This is a genomic window from Thioalkalivibrio sp., assembly GCF_007692535.1.
In the GTDB taxonomy this organism is placed as follows: Bacteria; Pseudomonadota; Gammaproteobacteria; order Ectothiorhodospirales; family Ectothiorhodospiraceae; genus Thioalkalivibrio.
This window is the reverse complement of the sequence record NZ_REBW01000019.1, coordinates 1-3,411: the sequence shown is the minus strand read 5'-3', so window position 1 is coordinate 3,411 and position 3,411 is coordinate 1. Positions and strand designations below refer to the sequence as shown.

2 protein-coding genes are annotated in these 3,411 nt (G+C 66.7%); one reads left to right on the top strand and one right to left on the bottom strand.

Translation table 11 applies throughout. The features are described 5' to 3' along the window. Nucleotides 1–348: 348 nt before the first annotated feature. Nucleotides 349–1,212 (bottom strand): thioredoxin, encoded by an 864-nt coding sequence (gene trxA, locus EA346_RS00290; protein WP_296754172.1) that lies wholly within the window; start codon nt 1,210–1,212, stop codon nt 349–351. A 152-nt stretch (nt 1,213–1,364) separates the two neighbouring features. On the opposite strand from trxA, the gene parE reads away from it, so the two are divergent. Then, nucleotides 1,365–3,245, top strand: coding sequence for a DNA topoisomerase IV subunit B (gene parE / locus EA346_RS00285; RefSeq protein ID WP_296754169.1), 1,881 nt, complete (start codon nt 1,365–1,367; stop codon nt 3,243–3,245). Nucleotides 3,246–3,411: the final 166 nt, after the last annotated feature.

Sequence of the window (3,411 nt, the reverse complement as noted above, 5' to 3'; positions counted from 1 at the left end):
GGGCTAACCCGACCTACCGTTTGCGGCTCCCGCTATCCGGCACCGGCGCCAACCCAGCCGCCCAAAGTGCTGTAGGTCGGGTTAGCGTAGCGTAACCCGACGTTCCGGGGAGGACGCTGCTTTGCGGCCATGGGTGGGTGCGAGACCCGTCGGGTTACGCCCCATGGGCTAACCCGACCTACCGCTTGCGGCTCCCGCTATTCGGCACCGGCGCCAACCCAGCCGCCCAAAGCGGCGGCAAGCCGCCGCAGTCCATAGGCGCTTCGCGTTTGCGCGACGGCACCCTTCGGCGCAGGGACGTGCCGCCAGTACCCGCATGCAGGGCGGGTGGACCTTCACCGTCGGGGATCAGTACAGCAGGGAGACCATCTTCCGGCGATACTGGTTGACCAGTTCGTGCCGGGGTCCGAGTACCTCGAACGCGGCGAGCATGCCTTTGTGCCCGGCATTTTCCTTGTAGCCCCGGTGGCGCTGCATCAGCTTCAGATACAGTTCCAGCGCCTCTTCGTTGCGCCCGGCGACCATGTAGGCCGCGGCAAGCCGCTCGAGCCCCTCCGGGTCATCCTCGTTGTCGCGGACCACCTGCTCGAGTGCCGCAAGGTCGGCGCCGCTCAGCGTCTTCGCGAAGACCAGACGGGCCCGCAGCTGTTTCACGGCTTCCTGTTCGTGCACGTCCATCGGCAGCAGGTTCAGCTGCGCCTCTGCGCCCTCGGGGTCGCCGGCATCCAGCAATGCCCGGGCAAGATCGACCTTCAGCGCATGGTGGTCGGGATCGCTCGCAACCGCCGACTGCATGTCCGCGACGGCGCCGGCGGCATCGCCCGCTTCCAGCTTCGCCAGCGCCTGTTCCCGGATCCGGTCCGAGGGCCGCTCCACATGCCGGTCGATGATGGCGCGGATCGCCGATTCGGGCTGCACGCCCATGAACTGGTCGACCGGCTGTCCATGGCGGAAGCACATGACTGTCGGCAGGCTGCGCACGCCGAACTGGCTGGCGAGGCCCTGCTGCTCGTCACTGTTGACCTTGGCCAGTCGGACCTTGCCGCCGTACTCGTCGACCAGCTTCGCCAGCACCGGCATCAGCATCTTGCAGGGAGCACACCAGTCGGCCCAGAAGTCGACCAGCACCGGACGGCGGAAGGACTCCTCGATGACGGCTGCCTCGAAGTTGCCGGCGGTGACGTCGAGAAGGTCGTTGGTTGCTTCTACCATGAAGAACTCCGGAAACGGTTGTCTGTGGACATTGTCGGGCCGGATGCGGCGATTTCAAGCACGCGGTATCGCATTTCCCGGGGCGGGGCCGTGCGCCAGGGGCACGCGCCGCACTACACTACGGCCTGCCGACATCCGGAGGAAGGCCGCAGGTGAGTTATTCCGCATCCGACATTGAAGTCCTCGAGGGACTGGACCCGGTCCGCAAGCGCCCGGGGATGTACACCGACACCTCGCGGCCCAATCATCTGGCCCAGGAAGTCATCGACAACTCGGTCGACGAGGCCATCAGCGGCTTCGCGAAAAACATTGACCTGACCCTGCACAAGGATGGTTCCCTGTCGGTGACCGACGACGGCCGCGGCATGCCGGTGGACGAGCATCCACGCGAAAAGTGTCCCGGTGTCGAGGTGATCCTGGGCCGCCTGCACGCGGGCGGCAAGTTTTCGGACAAGAACTACCAGTTCTCCGGCGGACTGCACGGCGTCGGCGTGTCGGTGGTGAACGCCCTGTCGAAGCATCTCGAGGTCTGGATCCGCCGGGACGGCCGGGAGTACAACATGGCCTTTGCCGGCGGTCACAAGGTCAGCGACCTCGAGGTCGTGAGCGAGGTCGCCAAGCGCAACACCGGTACCCGGCTGCAGTTCTGGCCCGATCCGCAGTACTTCGACAGCCCCCGGTTCTCGGTGCCGCGGCTGAAACACGTGCTGCGGGCCAAGGCGGTGCTGTGCCCGGGTCTGAACGTGAGCTTCGCCGACGAGGTCACCGGCGAGCAGTGCCATTGGCATTACGCTGACGGTCTCAAGGACTACCTGGTCGAGGCGCTGGAGGGGCTGGAGCGGCTGCCGGATGACCCGTTCATGGGCTCGGTGGCCGGGCAGAAGGAGGCGGTGGACTGGGCGGTTCTGTGGCTGCCCGAGGGCGGCGAGGGGGTGGCCGAGAGCTACGTGAACCTCATCCCGACCCCGTTGGGCGGCACCCATGTGAACGGTCTGCGCACCGGACTCACCGAGGCGGTGCGGGAGTTCTGCGAGTTCCGCAGCCTGATGCCGCGGGGCGTGAAGCTGGCCCCGGACGATGTCTGGGAGCGGGTCGCCTACGTCGTCTCGTTCAAGATGCAGGATCCGGGCTTCGCGGGACAGACCAAGGAACGGCTGTCCTCTCGCGAGGCGGCGCCGTTCGTCGCCGGGGTGGTCAAGGACAGCTTCAGCCTGTGGCTGAACCAGCATCCGACGATGGGCGAGCGCATCGCCGAACTGGCGATCCAGAATGCCCAGAAGCGCCAACGCGCCGGGCGCAAGGTGGTGCGCAAGAAGCTGACCCAGGGGCCGACGCTGCCCGGAAAGCTGGCCGATTGCGCCAGCCAGGATTTGGCCCGCACAGAACTGTTCCTGGTCGAGGGCGATTCCGCCGGCGGCTCCGCGAAGCAGGCGCGCGACCGCGAGTTTCAGGCAATCATGCCGCTGCGGGGCAAGATCCTGAATTCCTGGGAGGTCGATCCCGACCAGGTCCTGGGATCGCAGGAGATCCACGACATCAGCGTGGCGGTGGGCGTGGACCCCGGCAGCGCCAAGCTGGAAGGCCTTCGCTACGGCAAGGTCTGCATCCTGGCCGATGCGGATTCCGACGGCGCCCACATCGCCACGCTGCTCTGCGCGCTGTTCGTGCGCCATTTCCGGCCGCTGGTCGAGGGCGGGCACGTCTACGTGGCGATGCCGCCGCTGTTCCGGGTCGACGTCGGCAAGGAGGTCTTTTACGCCCTCGACGATGCCGAGCGTCAGGGCATCCTCGACCGCATCGTCGCCGAGAAACGGCGCGGGAAGGTTGCAGTGACCCGGTTCAAGGGCCTGGGCGAGATGAACCCGCTGCAGTTGCGCGAGACGACGATGAATCCGGACACCCGCCGCCTGGTGCGCCTGACCGTCGAGGACGGCGACGACACCGCGAGCCTCCTGGACATGCTGCTCGCGAAAAAACGGGCCGGCGACCGCAAGCAGTGGCTGGAGATCAAGGGCCACCTCGCCGAGGTGTGACACTTTGGAATGCGGGAGTTGGCTCCCGCTTTCCTGATTGTCGCGCAAGCTCCGCAGGCCGTTCTGGCTTGCATAACGCACTCCCCGCATTGGCTTTCCCCCGTAGGAGGCAAGCCCTCTCGCCGATCTGGAGCCGGGAACCCCATCGGCCAGGGGCTGGCCTCCT

What these genes read in the sequence shown, in the direction of transcription:
- trxA (WP_296754172.1), bottom strand. Translation starts at nt 1,212, where the DNA reads ATGGTAGAAGCAACCAACGACCTTCTCGACGTCACCGCCGGCAACTTC.